We start from the raw sequence: 3,571 nt of genomic DNA, 5'->3' as shown, positions 1-3,571 counted from the left end.
AATTTTGTGGTCTACTCAAATGAAAAGCGCTGTAAATGATATTGCTTTCTTATCATCGGTGGCGATCGCCCATTGTCTATGAAAGGCGATCGCGCAAGTTAGTGCCTCACCATCATCAAGATTATTGGTCAGATAATTCACAAATGTTTCGGCCTCTGCGTCTGAGTCAAAGTCTACAGTTTTAATTATCTCCTGGTTAATGGCTTTCTCAAACTGAATAGCACTTTTATCCCCTTCATTTTTCAAACGTTGGAGAATTTGTAATTCTTCTTCCAGTACAACTTGAGTCACTGCAACTTGAGCTGGAATAGCCTTCAAAATCTCCATCAGATGACCCGATGCCCAAAAATTCAGGATACAACAAGCGTCAAGAAGAAGGTGGGAACGATCAATTTTCATCATTTGATTTAACCTCCCTCATTCCTGCACTTCGCGTAAATTTATATCAGTAGCTTTCTCCATTATTCCACTGGAATATTCTCGCAATATGTTGGCAATACGACGAGCTTCTAGTCGATCAACATTGAGAAAATCTGCAAAGCGACCTTCCGTAATTAGACCTTGGTCTAGTGCTTCAATAGCCAGATGTTGATAATGAACTGGTGTCATATCGGTACGTTGGGGAATTGCTTCTAAACCAAGTTCCTCCTGTACCTTTCTCACTTTTAAGCCACGGTCTCGCAATCTCTCCCAAGTTCCAGAAGGCAGAAGTTCCATTTCTTCTAACCGATAAGTTAGAGCTTCCACAGACACACCGTAATAATGAGCTAGAGTAAATAAATTAGTCGGTGTAAACTTTTGATTTTTATTTTCACGGCACATATCATTAAACCGCTTTAGTAAACCACTCGTTGGCATCAGGAAATACTTTGGGAAAGCTTCAGCAAGTCGCTCACTTTCCGGCATCCTTTTGTATTGCCCCTCAATTAAGTCAACTACAGACTTACGTCGGTGAGCTAGAAAATGTAGATATCCATGTGCTAGAGACCAACGTCTTCGTTCTTCTGGATGATTAGCATTAATTGCCATACACCCGCCAAGCTTTTCATCGTAAGTATAGACCTCCGAATATTTTGATGGCATTTTCAAGTAAAAAATACGAAGTCCGACACTCTGCTCCAAGGTATGCCTGAGTAAAGGTATTGGTCCGTCCCCAACTCCTAGTCGTTGACGTTCTTCAACTGCAATAGCTTCGGCAGTACGCTCTATTGGCATCTTACTCACCTCATACTCACGAGGATAGTTTTGTGGAAGTGGTGCATTCATAATCTCCTCAAGTTCTAGGTAATACCTACACAACTCTTCCCATTGCTCAATTACAGATTCAATCTGAGATTTTTGTACTTCATTTTGCCGATAAGTTGCCCGGAACTGCACCTTAAAAGGTTGAACCACTGGGCGATCGCGCACAAAATCACTGACGGATATTCCGTAAGTACGGGCAAGTTTGATTAGTTCGGTTGCCTTCAGACGGCGTTCTCCTTTTTCAATAGCAACCACTGTAGTCCTTGCAGTATTAATGACTTTTGCTGCCGACTCTTGAGTCATACCGCATTTATTACGAGCTTGTTGGAGGAGTTCTCCTAACTTTCGTAGATCGATGTGGTCAAGGACATTGTTAGTCATGGTATTGTCTCTCAACTTTATGTAATGAAAATCTTTTGAATGTCTGATATATGTCTATCCAAGAAATCACTTTCTATTCTAGATTTTACCATATTCCATTCAGAAATATCAGTTTGATATAGTTTGAGTAGAAGATTTTGCATATCAGCAGGAGATAGATTTTCTGTTTCAGCAGTGCGGTCTACTATATCGTCTAATATTGGAAATTCTCTAGTCAGAGTTTCCCACTGAATATGGATTTTATTAGAGGTAGTGAGTAGGTCGTGGAAAGTACGAACCTGGGCAACCATATTGCGAAAATATAAGGTTGGGTCTGCTTTAGGGCGTTTTCCATGAGGCACTACATAGCGAGTTTTATCTTCTATTTTGAAGCAGCAAGAGATTGCTTTCTCAAAATGCAAGAGGAACAGTACCCACACTGAATTGGTTGCTGACGTTTACGGTGTGGACTATCACACTAACATCTAATTTTTATAAAATTTTCAGCAAAAAATAATTTAACCGAGACTCAAACTGCTTAAATATAATATGTAAAGTTCTATCTAAGAGGTAAATTATGAATGCAAAGGATATTGCCGGATTAATACATCCTGCATTGGCAGTTGTAGTGGTTTTCCCAATTATTGGTATAGTGCTAAACTTCGCTTGGCAAGCTCGTCAACGAAGGCTACAAACTGCTGATAAAGGTAAAAGTAAAATTCCTCCAATGGTAGGACCGGAACATCGAAAAATTGGTAATTGGTTAACTGGTTCCGTTGTTGGAATAACTTTAGTTGCTATTGCTTATTCGATTTATTTCAAGGGTATTTTTAAAGACTTTAAAAGTGAAAATATGACCCTAGCAATATTAATAGTAACTATCTTTATTGTTACAGTTGCTTCTCTGGTATTTCTTTATCAAGCTAAAACTAAATTATGGCGAGGAATATTTGCTACTTTAACCGGAGCAGGTATCGTAATTTTAGGTTTTCAAGATGGTGTTTATCGACGCGATTTTGAGTGGCAGGTTTCTCACTTTTATTATGGTTTAATCGCTTCAATGTTGATGATTTTTTCTTTGGCTATTGTGCCGGAAATATATAAAGATAGAACTCACAAATGGCGCAAAATTCATACTGCTTTGAACTGTTTGGCAATTCTAGTATTTTTAGGACAAGGAATCACAGGAAGTCGGGATTTGTTAGAAATTTCTCTGAGTTGGCAAGAAAAACATTTATATAAATGTGATTGGCAAAATCAAGTTTGTCCAGATGCACAATCTCAAACTTTATCTCCAGAAATAATTGTTGCTTCTATTTCTAATTATCCAACTTTAGCTCAGACAAATAAGGTTTTAGCTTTTGGAGAATTTGTAACTATTACTCCGGGGGAAGATACGGAAGGTACAGCAGAAATTATTCAATCAGGTAGTAAAACTCAAGTGCGGTTAGCGGACAATTTTTCTGCTATTGAAGGTCCGGCAGTAAAATTGTTATTACATAAAGAAAATAGTCCGGGAAGTTATACAGCAGAAAATTATGTGCGTTTGGGAGATTTAAAAAGTTTTACAGGAGAACAAATTTATGACATTCCAGAAGGAATAAATTGGCAAGATTATCCAAATGTTGTGGTCTGGTGTGAAAAATTTGATGTCACTTTCGGGTCAGCAAAACTTAAATGACATCATGTCCGGTTGAACAGTTATAAATAGGGTTTGCGCTTCACTAGTCTTTTTGTTAGGGTAGGGAGTAGGCAGTAGTTAAGAGTTAGGATGAACGGGAAGTTGTAGAAAAGGTAGTCATTCATCATTACCCCAAATCCTTACTTTTTCCCCTTCATCCACCTAAAAGCTGCTATCTTTTCAGTTCTTAAAATTATTCAAACCCACATATGTTAATACTTTGATATTTACAGGACTTACGCAAAGACACTATATATAGCGTATGTCAAATAGAGCGATCGCTAC

The 3,571-nt window shown here is 38.1% G+C and carries 4 protein-coding genes; 1 reads left to right on the top strand and 3 read right to left on the bottom strand.

Going from position 1 to position 3,571, the window contains the following annotated elements:
* Window positions 1-15: 15 nt before the first annotated feature.
* Genes AC3DU7_RS28675 through AC3DU7_RS28665 form a run of 3 tightly spaced genes read right to left on the bottom strand, consistent with a single transcriptional unit; the run spans window position 16 to window position 1,967 of the window.
* Entirely contained in the window at window positions 16-402 is a 387-nt protein-coding gene (locus AC3DU7_RS28675) for a PIN domain-containing protein (protein ID WP_488042660.1), read from the bottom strand.
* A gap of 15 nt (window positions 403-417) precedes the next feature.
* Complete coding sequence (locus AC3DU7_RS28670) at window positions 418-1,626, bottom strand: ImmA/IrrE family metallo-endopeptidase (protein ID WP_488042659.1); 1,209 nt, start codon at window positions 1,624-1,626, stop codon at window positions 418-420.
* A 17-nt stretch (window positions 1,627-1,643) separates the two neighbouring features.
* Entirely contained in the window at window positions 1,644-1,967 is a 324-nt protein-coding gene (locus AC3DU7_RS28665) for a hypothetical protein (protein ID WP_488042658.1), read from the bottom strand.
* Window positions 1,968-2,182: 215 nt separating this feature from the next.
* Here AC3DU7_RS28665 and AC3DU7_RS28660 point away from each other — a divergent pair, with 215 nt between their 5' ends.
* Window positions 2,183-3,286 carry a DM13 domain-containing protein gene (locus AC3DU7_RS28660; RefSeq protein ID WP_488042657.1) on the top strand — a complete coding sequence of 368 codons (1,104 nt, stop codon included), beginning with the start codon at window positions 2,183-2,185 and terminating at the stop codon, window positions 3,284-3,286.
* Window positions 3,287-3,571 lie beyond the last annotated feature (285 nt).

It is taken from the genome of Okeania sp., from assembly GCF_983059655.1.
Note: the sequence above shows the minus strand (reverse complement) of the source record. Positions and strands in the feature narration are given on the sequence as shown.